General features: G+C 45.8%; 13 protein-coding genes and 1 pseudogene. 9 read left to right on the top strand and 5 right to left on the bottom strand.

Features of this window, described 5'->3' with window-relative positions; genetic code table 11:
- Positions 1-100: 100 nt before the first annotated feature.
- The 6 genes and pseudogenes from QUA03_RS03230 to QUA03_RS03205 all read left to right on the top strand — a co-directional run bounded on the left by QUA03_RS03230 (position 101) and on the right by QUA03_RS03205 (position 10,418).
- The gene (locus tag QUA03_RS03230) at positions 101-295 is read left to right on the top strand and encodes a hypothetical protein (protein WP_333209612.1); all 195 of its coding nucleotides are present in this window, start codon (positions 101-103) and stop codon (positions 293-295) included.
- Positions 288-629: pseudogene (locus QUA03_RS03225) on the top strand (type II toxin-antitoxin system PemK/MazF family toxin). The gene QUA03_RS03230 and the pseudogene QUA03_RS03225 overlap by 8 nt, the downstream one beginning before the upstream one ends.
- Positions 630-693: 64 nt before the next feature.
- Positions 694-3,813: an SbcC/MukB-like Walker B domain-containing protein gene (locus QUA03_RS03220; RefSeq protein WP_333209609.1), complete on the top strand. Its 3,120-nt coding sequence runs from the start codon at positions 694-696 to the stop codon at positions 3,811-3,813.
- A 381-nt stretch (positions 3,814-4,194) separates the two neighbouring features.
- A complete protein-coding gene (locus QUA03_RS03215; protein WP_333209607.1) occupies positions 4,195-7,503 on the top strand; it encodes a PAS domain S-box protein in 3,309 nt (1,102 codons plus the stop codon).
- Positions 7,504-7,668: 165 nt separating this feature from the next.
- The gene (locus tag QUA03_RS03210; protein ID WP_333209605.1) at positions 7,669-9,543 is read left to right on the top strand and encodes an adenylate/guanylate cyclase domain-containing protein; all 1,875 of its coding nucleotides are present in this window, start codon (positions 7,669-7,671) and stop codon (positions 9,541-9,543) included.
- A 272-nt stretch (positions 9,544-9,815) separates the two neighbouring features.
- Entirely contained in the window at positions 9,816-10,418 is a 603-nt protein-coding gene (locus tag QUA03_RS03205; protein ID WP_333209603.1) for a Uma2 family endonuclease, read from the top strand.
- A 9-nt stretch (positions 10,419-10,427) separates the two neighbouring features.
- Here QUA03_RS03205 and QUA03_RS03200 read toward each other — a convergent pair whose 3' ends face one another.
- The 3 genes from QUA03_RS03200 to QUA03_RS03190 form a co-directional block, all read right to left on the bottom strand.
- Positions 10,428-11,195 (bottom strand): YebC/PmpR family DNA-binding transcriptional regulator, encoded by a 768-nt coding sequence (locus tag QUA03_RS03200; RefSeq protein WP_333209601.1) that lies wholly within the window; start codon positions 11,193-11,195, stop codon positions 10,428-10,430.
- 148 nt (positions 11,196-11,343) lie between these two features.
- The gene (locus QUA03_RS03195; protein ID WP_333209599.1) at positions 11,344-11,982 is read right to left on the bottom strand and encodes a histidine phosphatase family protein; all 639 of its coding nucleotides are present in this window, start codon (positions 11,980-11,982) and stop codon (positions 11,344-11,346) included.
- A gap of 175 nt (positions 11,983-12,157) precedes the next feature.
- Positions 12,158-13,288: an endonuclease NucS domain-containing protein gene (locus tag QUA03_RS03190; protein WP_333209597.1), complete on the bottom strand. Its 1,131-nt coding sequence runs from the start codon at positions 13,286-13,288 to the stop codon at positions 12,158-12,160.
- Positions 13,289-13,469: 181 nt separating this feature from the next.
- Here QUA03_RS03190 and QUA03_RS03185 point away from each other — a divergent pair, with 181 nt between their 5' ends.
- On the top strand, positions 13,470-13,823 hold the full coding sequence (locus QUA03_RS03185) for a DUF4864 domain-containing protein (RefSeq protein WP_333209595.1): 354 nt from the start codon (positions 13,470-13,472) through the stop codon (positions 13,821-13,823).
- A gap of 22 nt (positions 13,824-13,845) precedes the next feature.
- On the opposite strand, the gene QUA03_RS03180 is transcribed toward QUA03_RS03185, so the two are convergent.
- Positions 13,846-14,535, bottom strand: a complete 690-nt coding sequence (locus tag QUA03_RS03180; RefSeq protein ID WP_333209594.1) for a class I SAM-dependent methyltransferase — start codon at positions 14,533-14,535, stop codon at positions 13,846-13,848.
- 333 nt (positions 14,536-14,868) lie between these two features.
- Between QUA03_RS03180 and QUA03_RS03175 the strand changes: the two genes are divergently transcribed.
- Both QUA03_RS03175 and QUA03_RS03170 read left to right on the top strand, forming a co-directional pair.
- On the top strand, positions 14,869-16,731 hold the full coding sequence (locus QUA03_RS03175) for a polysaccharide biosynthesis/export family protein (RefSeq protein ID WP_333209592.1): 1,863 nt from the start codon (positions 14,869-14,871) through the stop codon (positions 16,729-16,731).
- A gap of 98 nt (positions 16,732-16,829) precedes the next feature.
- Complete coding sequence (locus QUA03_RS03170; RefSeq protein WP_333209590.1) at positions 16,830-16,958, top strand: hypothetical protein; 129 nt, start codon at positions 16,830-16,832, stop codon at positions 16,956-16,958.
- A gap of 121 nt (positions 16,959-17,079) precedes the next feature.
- Here the strand turns inward: QUA03_RS03170 and larE are convergent, their stop codons facing one another.
- Positions 17,080-17,907, bottom strand: a complete 828-nt coding sequence (gene larE, locus QUA03_RS03165) for an ATP-dependent sacrificial sulfur transferase LarE (RefSeq protein ID WP_333209588.1) — start codon at positions 17,905-17,907, stop codon at positions 17,080-17,082.
- Positions 17,908-18,019: the final 112 nt, after the last annotated feature.

Genomic DNA, 18,019 nt, shown 5'->3' with positions numbered 1-18,019 from the left:
GAATTTAACAGGCTTTTCAATTCACATATCATTTTCAGTGTGTTTTGTCAACTCCTAATACTGAACCGACGCCCTAGAAATCATCGAAACAGCTTCGCGGATGATGCGCGAAGAAATAGAAGAAAAAGCCCAGCGTAAAGCCGAGAGAAAGCAGAAACTCAGAGCCGCAGCAGAAGCAGCAGTAAAAGATTATATGCCGGGAGGTGCTTTACATGATTTGTGGTCGGCTGACAGCGAACCCTATTTTGAATCCGAGGAAGAATACCTTAATGCAGGGATAAAAACTAATGCGTAGAGGCGAAATCTGGCTGGTTGCGCTTGAACCTACTGTGGGCGCCGAAATCGGCAAAACCCGTCCGGTAGTAATTGTCAGCGATGAAACGGTTGGAATTTTGCTGCTTGAAGTTATTGTTCCCATCACTGACTGGAAAGAGCGATAGACCGAGAGAAATTGGATGGTTCGACTAGAACCCAGTGGCGAAAATGGCTTGACTAAAGTCTCGGCCGCCGATACTTTTCAAGTCCGTTCCGTCTCCCAACAAAGATTTGTCCGACAACTCGGAACCTTGTCCGAGACAATTATGGAAGAAATTGCAGAAGCACTGACAATTGTTCTGGATCTAGATTGAATAACTAGGCAACAGCGTACAAATAGTGTTATTTATAGATAGATTGTATGGCGCGATGGCCTAAATGATTCCTATACAACTTACACTCAAAAATTTTCTCAGCTATCGCGAAGCTGCTTTAGACTTTCGCGGCCTGCACACCGCTTGCATTTGCGGGCCTAACGGTGCTGGCAAATCCTCCCTCTTAGAAGCCATATCCTGGGCACTTTGGGGCTGTTGCCGCAGCGATACGGAAGACGATATCATCCATATCGGCGAAACTGATGTGCGCGTTGATTTCACTTTCTCCACCGGCGGCCAAATCTACCGGGTGATTCGCAACCGTCGGCGCGGACAATCGGGAAGTTTGGAATTTCAAGTCAGCTTGAATTCTGCCGAGAGTGAGGAAAAACTTAATTTTCGCACGCTCACAGACAAGGGGCTGAGAACCACTCAGCAAAAAATCCTCGAACACATCAAACTTGATTACGATACTTTCATCAACTCGGCGTATTTGCGGCAGGGGCGAGCTGATGAATTTATGCTCAAAAAGCCGATCGAACGCAAACAAGTTTTAGCCAACCTACTCAAACTCGACTCCTACGACACTTTATCCGAACAAGCCAAGGATACCTCCAAACAATTTAAAGCTCAAGTCGAAGTGCTCAAACAGAGTTTGCTAACCGTACAAGAGCAACTGCAACAAAAAGAAGCTCTCGCCTCCGAACAAACTCAATTGCAGCAAGCAACCGATTTGCTTCAGCAGCAGCAGCAAGCCGACACAAACGAGTTACAGCAACTGCAACTCCAGCACCACAACCGCCAAAGTTGGAAAGAACTCCTCGCAGGCTACCAGCAACAACACTACAATATCTCTCAAGAATGCCGCCGCTTGCAGCAAGAACTCAGCGCAGCAAAACAGCAGAAAAATGAGCTGCAAGCCCTCCTTGGACAAGAAAATGAAATAACAGCCGGCATCGCGTATTTCCACAGCTTGCAAGCCACAGAAGAAAGTCTGGCGGGAAAATTTAAGGTTAATCAACAAGCCCAAAATCAGCGTCAGCAATTGCAAGAACAGCAACGGCAAGAACTGAACTTTGTGCAAAGTAAAATTCAGCAGTTGCAAGCTCAATTAGAGGTTTTAGAACAAGATGAAAAAGATGTTCTGGAGATTCTCAAACAGCAGCCGGAGGTTGACAAAGGACTCGCACAGTTGCAAGCAGTTCGATCGCGCCTCAATGAACTAGAGCAACTGCAACTGCAAGTTTCGCCACTACTACAACAGCAGCAGCAAAAGCAACAAAAGCTCGATCGCGCCCGCGCTGGTTTAACGGCCCGCTTAGAGGAAATTAACCGACAGGTGCAAGTTCAGCAGCAGCAGCGACAGCCGCAATTACAGCAGGAAATCTCGGCTATCGCCAATCAAATTTTGCAGTTGGAAAACAAGCGAGTTTATCAGCAGCGAGTCCGCGAAAAAGGTCAAGAAAGGCACGACTTTCTCGGAAACCTGCAAGCCAAAAGCCGCGACTATCAAACCAGACTCGCCGAAATCGACCAAAAACTGCAACTGCTGCGGAAACATGAAGGAGAAACAACCGCAGGCGAAGGTAAAGCCTCGAATTTTGCGGAAAACGAGCCATCGAATTCCCCTTTAATGGTGCGGGATGCAAATTTTGGCAATTGTCCTTTGTGCGATCGACCTTTAGACGAACACTACTGGAATTTGGTAGTCACAAAACACCACACCCAACAGCAGGAAATCTGGAACCAACTGTGGGTTGTGCGCGAACAGTTGGCCGTCTCTGAGCGCGAAATTCAAGTTCTCAGACATGAATACCGCGAACTTGAAGAGGAATTAGCGCCCTACCAAGAATTGCGGGAACGCCGCAGTCATTTACAAGCACAATTAGATAGCCTGGGCCAAGATGAAAACCGACTGCAAAGTATGCGTCAAGACGCTGCAGAAATCGAGCGGTTGCTACGCACCGGCGAGTATGCAGCGGAGGATTTGGGCGAACTCCAGCAAATCGAACAACAACTGCAACAGCTCAATTACAGCGATCGCAGCCACTCCCTCGCCCGCAGCGATGAAAAGCGCTTGCGGTGGGCGGAAATTAAGCAAGCTCAAATCAAAGACGCTCAGCAGAAACTGAATAAAATTAATGCCCGCCGCCCGGATTTGCAAACTCAATTAGTCACCGTACAGCAACAGTTAGAACAGCAAAAAAACAGCTCGGAAATACAGCAGCAAATTCTATCTTTAGATAGATACATTGCTGAAATTGGCTATAATTTGGAACAGCACGAACACGTGCGGAGCGAAATGCGCCGATCGCAGTTTTGGATCGCCCGCGCCGAAAAATTGCGATCGGCAACTGTGCAGTACCCCCAAGTGCAGCAGCGGGTTAATGAAATAGCAAATTCCATCGCAGTACGCGATCAAGATTTGCAAGTTGTCAGCGCTCAAACTGCCGCGATGAACCAGCAATTGCAAGAACATCCCGATCCCACAGCTCGCATAAGTGCGATCGAACAGCAAATCAGTCGCCGCCGCCAGCAGCTAGACCAACATTTGGGAAGTCTCGGACGCCTCCAGCAGCAGCAGCAAAATCTGGAAAATCTGCAAGTTCAGCTAGTAGCTCAAAAAGAGCAAATGCAAGTTGCCAAACGCCAGCAGCGAGTTTATCAAGAGTTGGGTCAAGCCTTTGGTAAAAACGGCATTCAAGCTTTAATGATTGAAAATGTTTTGCCTCAACTCGAAGCTGAAACCAATCAGATATTGTCGAGATTGAGCGCGAATCAATTGCACGTTCAATTTATTACTCAGCGGGCTGCTGCTTCTAAAAAAGCAACTAAATTGATTGACACTTTAGACATTTTAATTGCTGATGCTCGCGGTACTCGCGCCTACGAAACTTACTCTGGCGGTGAAGCTTTTCGGATTAATTTTGCGATTCGGCTGGCGCTGGCGAGATTGCTGTCTCAGCGGGCGGGCACGGCTTTACAAATGTTGATTATTGATGAGGGATTTGGGACTCAGGATGCTGAAGGGTGCGATCGGCTGATTGCTGCAATTAATGCGATCGCCTCCGACTTCGCCTGCATCCTCACCGTTACCCATATGCCGCACCTGAAAGAAGCTTTTCAAGCCAGAATTGAAGTAAGCAAAACTGCTCAGGGTTCTTGCATTAGCTTGTCAATTTAAAAGGGTTGATGAACCGGATGGAAGGAGGAGAAGAAAAAAAGTTCAACATATCAGTGTTTTCACCTTCTCTTTTCTTGCCGCCTTGGGTATTTTCACCTTCTGTTTTCTGGATAAGTACCGAATGCCTTCTGTTATACTACTTACTTTCAAGCACAAAGGTAATTGTATGCCCGTGCCCCAAACCATAATGGAATCAGTCATTGCCAATCTAAAATCTAAAATCTAAAATGGTATTAGTCGTCTCCCCCGTCGGCTTTTTTGGGCTGCTGACTTTGTTAAAAAAGCTAAATTAAAAATAAAATTATAGAATAAGAATGGCTCAAGCTATTTATAATTTCCTATTGTTCTGTCCGCTCCCAAGGAGTTTGGATATTGCTACAGATGACAACAGACTCTTTCAACCTGTCTCTCCTAGAACGGGCGATCGCAGCTTCGAGCAACAGTATCCTCATCGCGGATGCTCGCAAGCCTGACACACCTATTATCTACTGCAATCCTGCTTTTGAGAAACTGACCGGTTACAGTGCCGAAGAAGTTATTGGACGCAACTGCCGGTTTTTGCAGGGCCCCGATACCGATCATGCCGAATTAAATAAACTCCGCCGCAGCTTGGAAGCGGGAACGGAAATTCAGGTAATTATCAAAAATTATCGCAAAGACAAAACTCCTTTTTGGAACGAATTAATGGTTTCCCCCATCCTAGATAATGAGGGAAAATTAACTCATTTTATCGGAGTTCAGAACGATATTAGCAAAAGAGTAACAGCCGAAACAGCCAGGGAAGAAAGCGAAGAAAGATTGCGCGTTATCGCCAGTACGACTCCCGTTCCCATGTTAATTACGCGCATAGAAGACAGCGTTATTTTGTATGCAAATCCTGCTCTTGGTGAAAGTTTAGGTTTGAGTAATGAAGAACTCCTTGGTGGAAAAAAAAATGAATTTTATGCCAATATCAACGACCACATTCAATTGCTAGAATTAGTCAAACAAAATGGTTTTAGCGACCGCGAAGAAATCTGCCTCAAGAAAGCAAATGGTAGTTTTTTTTGGGTAAAAATGTCGATGCGAGCGATTAATTTTAATGGCGAAGCCGCAATTTTATCGGCATTTTACGATATTACCGATCGCGTAGAAGCAGAAACAGCACTACGGCAAAGCGAAGCGAGGTTTCAAAAACTAGCCGCCAACGTTCCCGGCATGATTTATCAATTTCAGTTAGCAGCAGACGGCGCTATGTCTTTCCCCTACGTCAGTTCCGGCTGCCGCGAACTCTGGGAATTAGAACCAGAGGTACTCCAAAATTCAGCTAGGCCCGCGATCGAAATGATTCATCCAGACGATGCGCCAAGCTTCCATGAATCTGTTGCTACCTCAGCTAAAACTTTAGAGCCTTTGCGGTGGGAAGGAAGATTTGTTTTTCCGGGCGATCGGATTAAGTGGATTAGCGGGGCTTCCCGACCAGAACCGGGCGAAAAAGATAACATTATTTGGGACGGCTTGTTGATTGATATTAGCGATCGCAAACTTGCAGAATCAGCACTGATCCAAAGCGAAGCCAGATTCCAAAAAATGGCCGCCAACGTGCCGGGAATGATTTATCAATACTTGCTGCATCCCGACGGTTCAAATGAATTCATTTATGTAAGTTCCGGCTGTTGGGAACTCTACGAATTAGAGCCAGAAAAAGTTGAACAAAACTCGGATTTAATTTGGGCAACGGTGCATCCAGAAGACCTAAAAAATCTGTTAGAATCAATCGCAATTTCCGGCAAAACTCTCAAACCTTGGATATATGAAGGGCGGATCGTAACCGGATCGGGAAAAGTGAAATGGATTCGCGGCATTGCCCGCCCCGAAATGCAGCCTGGGGGCGATATACTGTGGGAGGGAGTGACAATCGACATCAGCGATCGCAAGCTAGCAGAAATCGCCCTCAGCGAGTCAAAAATCGCCCTGCAACAAGCCAATCAAGAACTAGAAAAGCGCGTCCTAGAACGCACGGAAGCCTTGGAAACCTCCCAAAAAATGCTGTGGTTGGTAATCAATAACATCCCTCAGTTAATCGCCTGGAAAGATCGAGATTTAGTTTACTTGGGAGGCAACAAAAACTTTGCCAAAGTCGCAGGTTTCAATCACCCCAGTGAAATCGCCGGTCTCACCGACTTCGATATGCCTTGGAAGCCGGAAGAAACAGAATTTTTTCGAGCCTGCGACCGCCGTATCATGGCAACCAACACCCCAGAATATCACATCATAGAATCCAAAATGCAAGCCGACGGCACCCAGTGCTGTCTGGATACAAATAAAATACCTTTACACGACAATTCCGGCAATGTTGTCGGCATTTTGTCTACTTTTGAAGACATCACCGATAGGCTTTCCCTAGCAGCTCAAGTCCGGGCCAGCGAGGAACTATTTCGCACAATTTTTGAAGATGCACCCATCGCTATCTACTTAGCTAATTTAGATGATAATAAGTTAGTGAGAGTCAATAAAACTTACTGCGAAATGCTGGGATATACCGCAGCAGAATTGCTTGCCCAAACATTTATTGAACTTGGACATCCCGAAGATTCTCCAAAAAATCTCCAAGTTGCTGATTCTCTTAAGCGGGGAGAAATTACTCACTATCAAATCGAACTCCGCCAGATTACCGCTACAGGTAAAATTGTTTGGGTAAACGTGACAGCTACTTTGATTCGAGACGGTGAAGGACAACCTATTTACAACTTAGGGATGATTGAAAATATAACCAATCGCAAAATTTCCGCCGCTGCACTCCAAGCTTCCGAATCTCAATTAAGAAAACAAGCCGCCCAATTGCAAGAAGCATACGAACAGCTACAAAACGCTCAAATCCAATTAGTTCAATCCGAAAAAATGTCGAGTCTCGGTCAGATGGTGGCTGGGATTGCCCACGAAATCAACAATCCTGCCACTTTTATTAACGGCAATATTTCTCATACTTACAACTATTTTCACGATTTAATTGAACTGTTAAGTCTCTACCAGGAATGCTATCCGTCCCCAGGGCCTCAGATTGCTAAAAAAGTTAAGGACTTAGAGTTAGATTTTCTGAAGGAAGATTTGCCAAAAATGCTAAACTCTATGAGAGTAGGAGTAGAAAGAATCAGTAATATTGTGTTGTCGCTGCGGAACTTTTCGCGGCTGGATGAATCAGAAATGAAGTTAGTAGACGTTCATGAAGGAATTGACAGTACACTGTTAATTTTGCAGCACAGATTGCATCAGGCAAGTCAAAAAAGCCGGATTGAAATTATTAAAGAATACGGAAAAGTCTCAAAAATTTACTGTTGTGCGGGGCAGTTAAACCAGGTATTTCTCAATATTATCAGCAATGCGATCGATGCTCTAGAAAACCAACCGGAACCTCGGACGATCGTGATTCGCACCCTCATGAAAAAAGCTGGGTTGAAAAGCCACAGTAAAACCCAGCTCAGTGATTGCGATCGCATGGTAATTTGCATCGCCGACAGTGGCCCGGGAATGAGCGAAGAGGTTCGCAAGCGGCTATTTGACCCGTTCTTCACCACCAAGCCCGTAGGCTCTGGAACTGGTTTAGGATTATCCATCAGCCATCAAATTGTGGTAGAAAAACATAAGGGAAGCCTGCGGTGCATCTCAGCGCCCGGACAGGGAGCGGAATTTTGGATTGAAATCCCCTGCTGAGCGATCGTCCATTAATGTAAAAGTAAAAGTTTAAATATCTAACTTTTAATTCCCAATTGCCGTCGGTGCTTGAGTTATCAGGGTTTTGAATTAACCGCACTCAGAGGCCGGAACAAATCGCACTCAGCGGTGTGCTAATCTGCAGCCCTTATTCGCTAGGCAATTATGCTGAAAAAACTACCTTTATCCTGGTCTCGCTACATTCCAGCCGGGTTGACGCTGGCTTTGGGTGTCGGGCTGTCGGTTTTGACATTTGCCTTGGTTTGGGACTGGGAAGACAAGCGCCGCGACTACGAAATGCACCGCCGCATTGACGATATTTCGATCGGCATCGAACGCCAGCTCAACTCCGACTTAGATACTGTTCTCGCCCTCAGCGACTACATGAAAGCCTTCAGCGCCGTTGAGCGTTCCTCTTTTGCCCGGTTTGTCGCCCGGCCCCTATCCGTCCACCCCAGCCTGCAACTCCTGGCTTGGGCCCCCCGCGTCCCCAATTCCGAGCGGCGCAACTACGAAACCAAAGCTAGAACCGAAACAGATCCCAGCTTCGAGATTACAGAGCGCGGCCCGCGAGGAGAACTCCGCAAGGCCCTCCAGCGTTCCGAATACTTCCCGGCTTTCTACGTCGAACCACCAGCCGGAAACGAGACAGTATTAGGCTTTGACCTCGCCTCCCACCCAGAAATCCGCGTCGCGCTCGATCGAGGGCGCGATACAGGAGAAATGATTGTCACCAACTACATCGGCTTAACTCAGGGCAATTCCCCGGAACAGGGTCTTTTGGCAATAGTTCCGATTTACGAAAACAGCAGTAAACCGACTACCCTGGAATCCCGTCGCCAATTGCTACAAGGATTTGTTCTGGGCGTATTTCGAGGCAAAGATATTTTCCAAACCTCTTTAAAAGGACGCAATACCGAATACCTCAATATTTATCTCGTTAGCGAGGCTCCAGACAAGCAACAAGCAGCGTCATTGTTACCCCAAACGGCCAACCCGGTTCTCAAAAACCTCCCTGCTGAGAGGCAAATTCAGCAATTTGCGGTGCAGTTCCAATCCGCGAGCCAACAAGTGCTTCCAGTATCAGTCGCTGCAAAACCCTCTCTCCTACAAAACTGCCCGATTCTTGACAATCCAGGCCCGAACTATACAGCTTGCAGAAGGCGGCTGAAAATTAGCGGCCGCCAGTGGTCTATGTACGTGTCGGCAACGCCGGAAATTCGCAGGATTCGCAAGCACTGGCGCTCTTGGGGAACTCTGACGATGGGGATGCTGTGGACTCTGATTCCGGTGACATATATGCTGACATCTTTGAGTCGCACCGCCCAAATCGAAAAGCTAGCCGGAGAAAGAATTCGCCAAGCCGAACAGTTGCAGGCTGCTTACCTACAGTTGGAACTCGAACAAGCTAAATCCGAGCAATTGCTGCTGAACGTTTTGCCCGCAGCGATCGCCCTGCGTTTGAAGGACAATGAACACAATATCGCCGAAAGTTTTGCGGAAGTAACTGTCATGTTTGCGGACATTGTGGGGTTTACAGAGCTTTCGTCGAGAATTTCAGCGACGGCAGTGGTGGAAGTGCTCAACGATATTTTTTCCGCTTTTGACCACTTGGCCGATCGCCACGGTTTGGAGAAAATTAAGACTATTGGTGACGCTTACATGGTTGTCGGCGGTTTGCCTACGGCCAGAGAGGATCATGCCGAGGCAGTTGCGAACATGGCGATCGATATGCTACACGAAATTCGGCTCCTCAGTTTAGAACATTCGGAACCTTTCAGCATTCGGATCGGGATTAGCAGTGGCCCTGTCGTTGCCGGCGTTATCGGCTTAAAAAAGTTTATTTACGACCTCTGGGGCGACACAGTAAATATTGCTTCGCGCATGGAATCCCACGGGATTACCGGCTGCATTCAAGTCACCGCCGAAACCTACGAGATATTAAAAGATAAATATACTTTTCAGAAGCGCGGCGCCATTCAAATTAAGGGCAAGGGATACATGGTTACTTATTTGCTGACTGGGAAAAAAGATTATTGACAATCAAGCATCCAGGATACCCGCCACGTGATTCATCCGTCCAGAAATAAAAAACCTGTATCCGATGAAACTTGCCCCCCGAATTGCTCCGTGGGGTCAATGCTTCAATTCTTTAATCTAAAATCTAAAATCTAAAATCTAAAATCGATTGACCCAGCCCAAAAACGGATACAAGCCTCCGAATCCGCGATCGATTAAGACTTGCGATCGCCAAGCTAAGATATGATAAGCTCAAGGTATTCTATCACCCCTGCACCAACTGAGGAAAAACCATGACGACGCTGCTAATTCAAACCGAAAGCGTCCCACTGACGGTCAATTTCCCTGCGATCCAATCGATGACTGTTGAACAGTTCTATGAATTCTGTATAGTTAATCGCGATTTGAGAATTGAGCGTACTGCCAGTGGGGAAGTCATTATCATGTCACCAGCTTTTTCAGATACAGGGAATCGAAACGGTAAGATTTTTCAGCAACTTGCAAACTGGGCAGAAGAAGATGGCACAGGTGAAACGTTTGACTCCAGTGCAGGCTTTACCTTGCCGAATGGAGCAACCCGATCTCCCGATGCCTCCTGGATTAAACTAGAGCGCTGGAATGCCTTAACTGAAGAACAAAAAGCCTCATTCGCACCGATTTGTCCCGACTTTGTGATTGAATTGCGGTCTGCTAGTGACACTCTCAAGGGATTGCAAAACAAGATGCAAGAATATATTGAGAACGGTGTATCGCTCGGCTTTTTGCTCGATCGCAAAAACAGAAAAGTCTACATCTACCGTCCCGATTGCGAACCTGAAATCTTAGATAATCCTGAAACAGTCAGCGCAGATCCAGAGTTACCGGGATTTGTCTTGCGGATGGCCAAAATCTGGTGATTTAGATTGTTACACCATACTCAAAGACATCAATTCATCGGTCATTTCAAAATTCGCCGTGACGCTTTGCACGTCATCCAAATCTTCCAGTGCATCCATTAACTTTAGGAGCGATCGAGCTTTTTCAGGAGTGTCTATTTCCACTGTATTGCTCGGAATCCAGCGATTTTCCGACTGCAAAACTGCAAATTTTTTTTGTTTCAAAACATCAGCCAGTTGTTCCAGATGAGCCACACTTGTAAATACCTCTGCACCTTCAGTATCCTCATCAATTAATATCAAATCATAAGATTCCGCCGCCGCCTCTAGGGACGCTTCAAACAATTGTTCCTCATCAATCGGGCCGCGTACAGTACAAACTCCTTTGTTGTCAAACATCCAGCCCACACAACCAGTTTCGCCCAAGTTTCCGCCATTTTTAGTAAAAGCTTCTCGCAAGTCAGCCGCTGTGCGGTTGCGATTGTCTGTCAGCGCTTCAATCAGAATAGCAACCCCGCCAACGCCGTAACCTTCGTAGCGAATAGCTTCTAATTCCGAACTTCCCCCCGCCAAGCCAGCACCTTTGGCGATCGCCCTTTCTATGTTTTCATTAGGAATATCCGCCGCCTTGGCTTTTTCAATAGCCGTCCGCAGTTGAAAATTGCCAGCGGGATCGGGAACTCCGCTGCGGGCCGCGACAATAATTTCGCGAGATATTCGAGCAAAAACCTTGCCTTTAACGGCATCAACTCTCGCTTTTTGGCGTTTAATATTCGCCCACTTACTGTGTCCAGCCATATCGATTTAAGATTTTCGATTTAAAATGTGCGATCGAGATTAAACAATAACACCCAGATTCGGACTAATCAGATGAACGTAAGGTGCTCTTCTGCCGCGCACCTTACACACATAGCATAAAATGCGATTTTTCGCACGAATCTCAACTTTAATTAAACCGGATCGCGGTTTCAGAGTCAGTCAGGTGAGAAGTATCGCCATTAAGTGCGATCGACCATTCTCCCTCACCCCGCACCACTTTCACCAAACAGCACAAAGAAGCGTTAATTTCCGTTTCTGCACAGCCCGCTAGCCCGATCGCAGTTCCTAAAACCGACGCACCGTGACCTACTAATAACATATCTTCAGGAAACTCAGCCGCGAGGCGTTTAGCAGTTTCCCCCGCCCTTTTGAGACAAGCTTCCCCAGTTTCGGGATAATTAGTAATACCGCTTTTGTAGGAAGCATCAATCCGGGGAAAACGCCTGCACAAAGCTTCGACGGACTCAGTTTCCGGCATTTCTGTCATCCATTCCGGATTCAACCATTCGCACAGTCCCCACTCTAGTTTAATTGACAAATCGAGAGCTTCGGCCGCGTGATTTGCTGTTTGGACAGTTCGCAGAAAAGGGGAAGCAAAAATATGAGAAATTCCTTCTCCTTTGAGGCGATTGGCGAGTTGTTTAGCTTGAACGTGACCGTCTTCGGAAAGGTGGGGATCGTAGCGGTGTTCTGCGGTGAGAAACCAGTCGGGGTTAACGAAGTCGATGCGGTTTCCGTGTCGTGCGATCCAGACTGTTTGTGGCATGAGTTGGCTTGAGTTTGGCTTCTAGGTGTAATATTATATCAAAGTTGGGTAATTTGATTTGTTGCGAAGCTATTGAGGAGGTTTTGTTAACCGCAGATGCACGCAGATAGACGCAGATGGATAGTGGATTGGCTAAGGGGTGATGGGTGCGATCGGGTTTATTAATTCTTCCAAGTTAGAGTTTTACCAATCTTGATTCTAAAGCTAAATTAACTATTCTTTCTAAAGAAGTGGATTCGTCACTTTTTCCAATTATCTTAAAATAGTATGTTATGGACATCGCTAACGGCGAACCGTGACGGTAGTTCCGTCCATACTTGCTCACATAAAATTCCAAATTATTCATAACATAATTCTTTCTGTATGCTGGATCGTTCAAAAATTTATCCCTGGCACCTAATGCCCTATAGGAGGTATCAGGCATTAACTTAGCTGAAGGAGAAACCATACCTACTTTGTACTCATCCTCATTAACCATTATGCCAATTCCCTTCCGAATATAACCTGTATCTGTGACTATTTCCCAATTCGTCCAAATTCTCATTCTAGCTAGGATTTTATTATTGTTGTATCCTCTGGGAAGTGGCAGCCATAAAAACATTGCAGGGCTATTTCGTCTGGCATCAAATCTAAATTCAGCAATCAATTTATTTTTGCCGAAACCATACTTAATACTACTAGAGTCAGTAAGTTCCTTGACCCGTCTATCACAGCCTAGAATCTGTCTGCGAACGCTCAAAACTCCTTCGCGTTCAGTTTCATTACATTCTTGAACAAATTTTAAAAGCAACCTTGGCGGTTCAGATAGAGTTTCGTTGCTGTATTGTTCTCGATATGTAATCTCTACTCGTGCAATATGTTCGGCATCTACATCTTTAAAGTGTAAATATAATTTTTCCTCGTCAGGAACGATCGCAAATTGCAAAAATTGAAAAAATAGCCCGTGATACTTCCTATCTGTAAAATTATCCCTGTGAAATTTTAGCGTAATTGCTATTAAGCGAACGGGTCGATCGTAATCCACGCGATCGGCAAAAGGTTTGTGTTCCAACAAAGCATCGTAATAACGGGTTAACTGCTGAACGACATATCTATCTTCGCCGTTTTTCAACTCCAGCACAACTAACCGTTTATTCTCGTCCACCGCTATAATATCGCATCTTTGCTCGTTGACAGTGAATTGCCGCTTGATGACTGTCAAACCGAGCAAACTTTGCAAGTGAACTTCGACAAAATCCTCTAAGGCTTCTTCATTTGCAAATTCCCACCCCGACCCTGTTTTCCTCAATGCGGCGCTGCTTAGCATTTTGACAATTCTTAAAGTCTTTAACCAATTTTACCACTAATGTCTGTAGCCGGCCAGGGTTTAAATAAACCCCGATCGCCCTGACAGCTTCCCAGCCATCCCGCAACAAAATCGCTTTTAAGTTGGAGCGCTATAATAGTAACTATTCGACACTCCCATCTCTTGACAAATTATTAAAGATATGTTCCTCAGTGAAAGCGATCGCACTACCATTCGCTCAGTCGTAGAACAGCAACTGCAAGCATTTCAAAAAGACGATGCTGCTGGGGCTTTTGCCTTCGCCAGTCCCGGAATTCAGCAGCAGTTTCGCACAGCCGAAAACTTTATGCACATGGTAAAAATTGCCTATCAATCTGTCTACCGTCCGCGCTCGGTATTATTTGAAAACCTCGCCACTGTAGAAGGAATTCCCGCTCAGCCGGTGCTGTTGCTGGACTCGGAAGGCATCCCAATCCGAGCCATTTATCTCATGGAAAAACAGTTTGATAATAGTTGGCGAATTAATGGCTGTTATTTGGTTTCCATAACAGCATAATAAGTTATTATTACTTTTATGCTCAGCTTTTTTTGCTAACTCGCAGCATCTTATTCCCGCCTTTTTGAAACTCATAAGGAGCCTCTTGAATTTCTACACTAAAACTTCTCTTTTTCAATTCTGTGATAATCGGATTTAAGTGATCGGATTCCTCCCCGCTAAAACTCTGCAATAGAGGGAAGACCCGGACTTCCTTCGCAACCCGACACATTTCTGTAATTGCTTCCAAATGAAATTCTTCGGAAAGTAGGTGAGAATAAGCAAATAAGAAATGGCTGCACAAAGCTAAATCGAATTTACCGTTCTCGAAAGGCAAAACAGGCAGCTCAGCAGTTATGTAGCGGCCTTGCTGTAAGCCTGATGGAAAATCTTCTAAAAATTCCTGCATCGCCTTCATTCGCACTTCCCCTAGCTGGTAGGGCGATTCAAAATTATTCCACAGGTAGCCGTCTACATTGGCTTTTACACCGTCAATGACAGTTTGATATGTTTCTTGGATGCGATCGCCAATTTCCACCGCAGTAAACTGATAAACTGGATCGCAAGAAATTACCTTGTTACCTTGGCGACTCATTTCCGCATTGAAACTCGCCGGGCCGCCCGCACAATCAAGAATTGCTAGCTTGAGGTCACTTGAGGTCAAGCTAAACATTCCTATGTATTCATCCAAGCAGCGCCCCCAGGGAATTACTTTATCCAATTTTAGTGACACTTGTCTTTGTCCCGCAGATAGAATTATCTAATATTTTACCTCAAATCAGGGCGGTTTTTTCCTATCTCCTTTCTTCGGCGGGTTGATTTATATGCGGACTTATGTATGAAAAATTTTGCTCAAACGAGATCCTAATCCTGACAACAGTTGGCGGGCTTTACACTTTCTTTACAAACAAGGCACAAAATAGTTAAGTACGATCGTACAATTTTTATGCTTGCACCTGTGGATTTTGCAGCACAGCGAGGCTACACTGGACAGCAGGGAAAATAAACTAAAATCCACTAGCTAAATTGCTCTTGTTCATTGGCAGGCTGCAACCAGGGAAGAAAGATGAAACATACCATTCAAACCGCTACAAGTCTGAGTTTGTCAGCACTCCTGGTGCTATTGAGTTCGCTGCCCAGTAGAGCTCAGTTACCTGCCGTCAGAACTCCTGCGCCCGCTAGGAACCCAAACCAACCGAGAGTACCGCCGCCACCTCCGGGTTCGAGTTTGCCGCCGATCGGCAATTCTGGTTCGCTGACACCAGAAGCAGCTTATACTTTAGGCCCGGGCGATCGCATTGCTTTAGATATCTTCGGCGTCCCTGAATTCAGCAGAGAATATCAAGTGTTAGTTGATGGGACGCTCAATTTGCCAATTATTCGCAGCGTATCAATTCAAGGGTTGACGCTGCAACAAGCCGCTAATGTGATTACCCAGCGATACGAACCCTTCATCAATGTTCCCGTTGTTACCGTGACTGTGATCGTCGCTCGCCCCCTAAATATAGGTCTTGCGGGTGAAGTTACTCGCCCGGGTTCCTACAAGATTAATCCCACTAGAGAAGGAGGAGGAGTAAAATTCCCGACTTTGATGGAAATGCTGCAACTTGCACAAGGGGTGACATCAGCAGGAGATATGCGAAATGTCCAAATTCGTCGTTCCAACAGAGGCGGGCCGGAGCAAGTTACTAATGTTGATTTGCAGGATTTTTTAGACACGGGAAATTTGCGTCAAGATGTCACGATTCGAGATGGAGATACAATTTTTGTACCGACAGCAAGGGCCCTGAATACTCAAGAAGTTCGCCAAAGAGCCAGTGCTAATTTTTCCGCTGATATTACTAAACCAATTGGTGTGGTAATTGTCGGGGAAGTAAACCGGCCGGGGCCTTATACTGTATTTGCTTCGGATGTGCGATCGAGCAACCAACAAACAGAGTTGAGTTTTGTAGCTATCGACCAACAGCAAGGAGCAGTTGTAGGCTTACCAACAATAACTAGAGCATTGAAAATTGCTGGTGGTATCACTACAGAAGCTGACATTCGCCGCGTGCAAATCCGCCGCCGAGTCAGAGGTGGCAATGAACAAACTATCATGGTAAATCTGTGGGATTTGCTGCAAAAAGGCGACGCAACTCAAGATATTTTGCTGCAAGAAGGAGATAGCGTAATTATCCCGACAGCAGCTACTGTAGACTTAGCGGAAGTTTCTCAAGTCGCAAATAGCAGTTTTTCTCCGAACGCGATTAGCATCAATATTGTAGGAGAAGTAATTAGGCCTGGGGCTTTGCAGGTGCGGCCTAGTACATCCCTGCACCAAGCTTTGCTGACGGCGGGCAGTTTCAATCAATTGCGGGCTAAAAAAGACAAGGTAGAACTATTGCGATTGAACCCCAACGGTACTGTTTCTCGCCGCACGATCGAGGTAGATTTTGCTCAAGGGTTGAATCCTAATAATAACCCTACTCTCCGCAACGACGATGTGATTCTGGTAGCGCGATCGGGCTATGCTAGGGTAGGAGATAATATCAACAGTTTTTTGCAGCCAATAACAGGAGTTGCAAGTGGGATCAGCGCTGTTAGCGGCGTTTTTACTGGGTTTCAAGCAACTATCAACGCTTTTCAAAACTTATTTTTGGGAGGCGATTTTGAGCGGCGAAATCAGCTCAGACAGATTCGCGAACAACGTCAAGACAGACAAGAGCAACGTGAAGACAGACTGCTAGAAAGAGAGCTACAACGTGAAGAAAGACAGCGGCAAGCTGAAGACAGATTGCTGCAACTTGAAGACAGACGCTTGCAACTCGAAGACAGACAGCGGCAAATAGATCTTGAGAATCGGCAACTCGAGATCCAGCAGCAGCAACTTCAGCTCCAAAATCAGCAGCAGCAAATGCAGCCACAGCAAATTCAGCCAACTACTCCTTGATCAGACTCGGGCGTTGAAAGTTAGCCACCCTGTTTATGACTCGGCGGTTGAAACCGCTGCATAGAGTCATTCGATTTTAGATTTTAGATTTTAGATTTTTGATTGATCCCACGGATAAATTCGGGGGATTGTACTATCAAGAAATTCGCGGCGTTGCTGATTTACGGTATGAAACGCTAAATATGACTGTCATAGAAACCAGTATCCACACAGCTTTGGGATTTTAAAGTTTTTTTTCATACCCTGATTCAGCAACGCCACTATAAAGGTTCGATTGCCATGGTTCCCCTTTGTCCATTTCCCAAACTACATCAATCATGAGAAATTTTTTGTATTCGGGAAAATTAATCAACCTTTTGCCTGCAACAACTGCGGCTGCAAAACCTGATTTAATTTGCCACTGCGAAACCCCTCCAAATCCAAAGTCGCGTAAACAAAACCAAACTCTTGAAACACCGCGACTAATGCAGGCAAATCCGCATTTAACACAAACTGCTTAATCTCCTCTGCTGGTAACTCAATGCGGGCCGTATCTCCGTCCGATCGCACTCGCAAATTTTTCAGTCCCAACTGCCGCAAATAGCGTTCAGCGCGCCCCACTCTTTGCAACTTTCCCACGGTGATTTCTTCGCCGTAAGGAAAGCGCGAACTCAAACAAGGTTGAGCCGGTTTGTCCCACCAAGGCAAACCCAATTCTTTAGCCAACTGCCGCACTTCCAATTTAGTCATGCCTACTTCTGCTAAAGGCGATCGCGCGCCGCGTTCCTTCGCAGCCTGAATTCCGGGACGGTAATCCTTTAAATCGTCAGCATTAACCCCATCCACCACATAAGGATAACCCTTTGCTAGTGCTAGAGGTTTCAAAGTATCGTGCAGTTCGCTTTTGCAGAAATAGCAGCGGTTAACCGGGTTAGAAGTGTAATTTGGATTTGCCATTTCCTGAGTTTGTACTTCCTGGTGGGCAATCCCTATTTCTGCTGCTTGAATGCGCGCATCTTCTAAATCTTCTGGCAGTAAAGATGGGGAAACTGCCGTCACTGCCAAAGCGCGAGATCCCAACACATCAAAAGCGATTTTTGCCACCAAAGTGCTGTCAATTCCGCCGGAGTAGGCAATCAAAGCCCGTTCCATCTGTGCGAAAATATCTTTTAATTGTTCGAGTTTTTCTACTAACATAATTTCAACTTTTTGTGACAAACAGAGAAGTAAGAAAGCAAACTAAAGAAAGAAGGATGAAGAAAGCATATCTCGATCGGGTTCCCTTCTTCCCTCGAACCTCTTCCTTTTT

This window comes from Microcoleus sp. S36b_A4 (genome assembly GCF_036700645.1).
Classification (GTDB): Bacteria; Cyanobacteriota; Cyanobacteriia; order Cyanobacteriales; family Microcoleaceae; genus Microcoleus.
Note: the sequence above shows the minus strand (reverse complement) of the source record. Positions and strands in the feature narration are given on the sequence as shown.

Coding starts and splice junctions, on each gene's coding strand:
- QUA03_RS03230 (WP_333209612.1), top strand. CDS start 101: ATGATGCGCGAAGAAATAGAAGAAAAAGCCCAGCGTAAAGCCGAGAGA.
- QUA03_RS03220 (WP_333209609.1), top strand. CDS start 694: ATGATTCCTATACAACTTACACTCAAAAATTTTCTCAGCTATCGCGAA.
- QUA03_RS03215 (WP_333209607.1), top strand. CDS start 4,195: ATGACAACAGACTCTTTCAACCTGTCTCTCCTAGAACGGGCGATCGCA.
- QUA03_RS03210 (WP_333209605.1), top strand. CDS start 7,669: ATGCTGAAAAAACTACCTTTATCCTGGTCTCGCTACATTCCAGCCGGG.
- QUA03_RS03205 (WP_333209603.1), top strand. CDS start 9,816: ATGACGACGCTGCTAATTCAAACCGAAAGCGTCCCACTGACGGTCAAT.
- QUA03_RS03200 (WP_333209601.1), bottom strand. CDS start 11,195: ATGGCTGGACACAGTAAGTGGGCGAATATTAAACGCCAAAAAGCGAGA.
- QUA03_RS03195 (WP_333209599.1), bottom strand. CDS start 11,982: ATGCCACAAACAGTCTGGATCGCACGACACGGAAACCGCATCGACTTC.
- QUA03_RS03190 (WP_333209597.1), bottom strand. CDS start 13,288: ATGCTAAGCAGCGCCGCATTGAGGAAAACAGGGTCGGGGTGGGAATTT.
- QUA03_RS03185 (WP_333209595.1), top strand. CDS start 13,470: ATGTTCCTCAGTGAAAGCGATCGCACTACCATTCGCTCAGTCGTAGAA.
- QUA03_RS03175 (WP_333209592.1), top strand. CDS start 14,869: ATGAAACATACCATTCAAACCGCTACAAGTCTGAGTTTGTCAGCACTC.
- larE (WP_333209588.1), bottom strand. CDS start 17,907: ATGTTAGTAGAAAAACTCGAACAATTAAAAGATATTTTCGCACAGATG.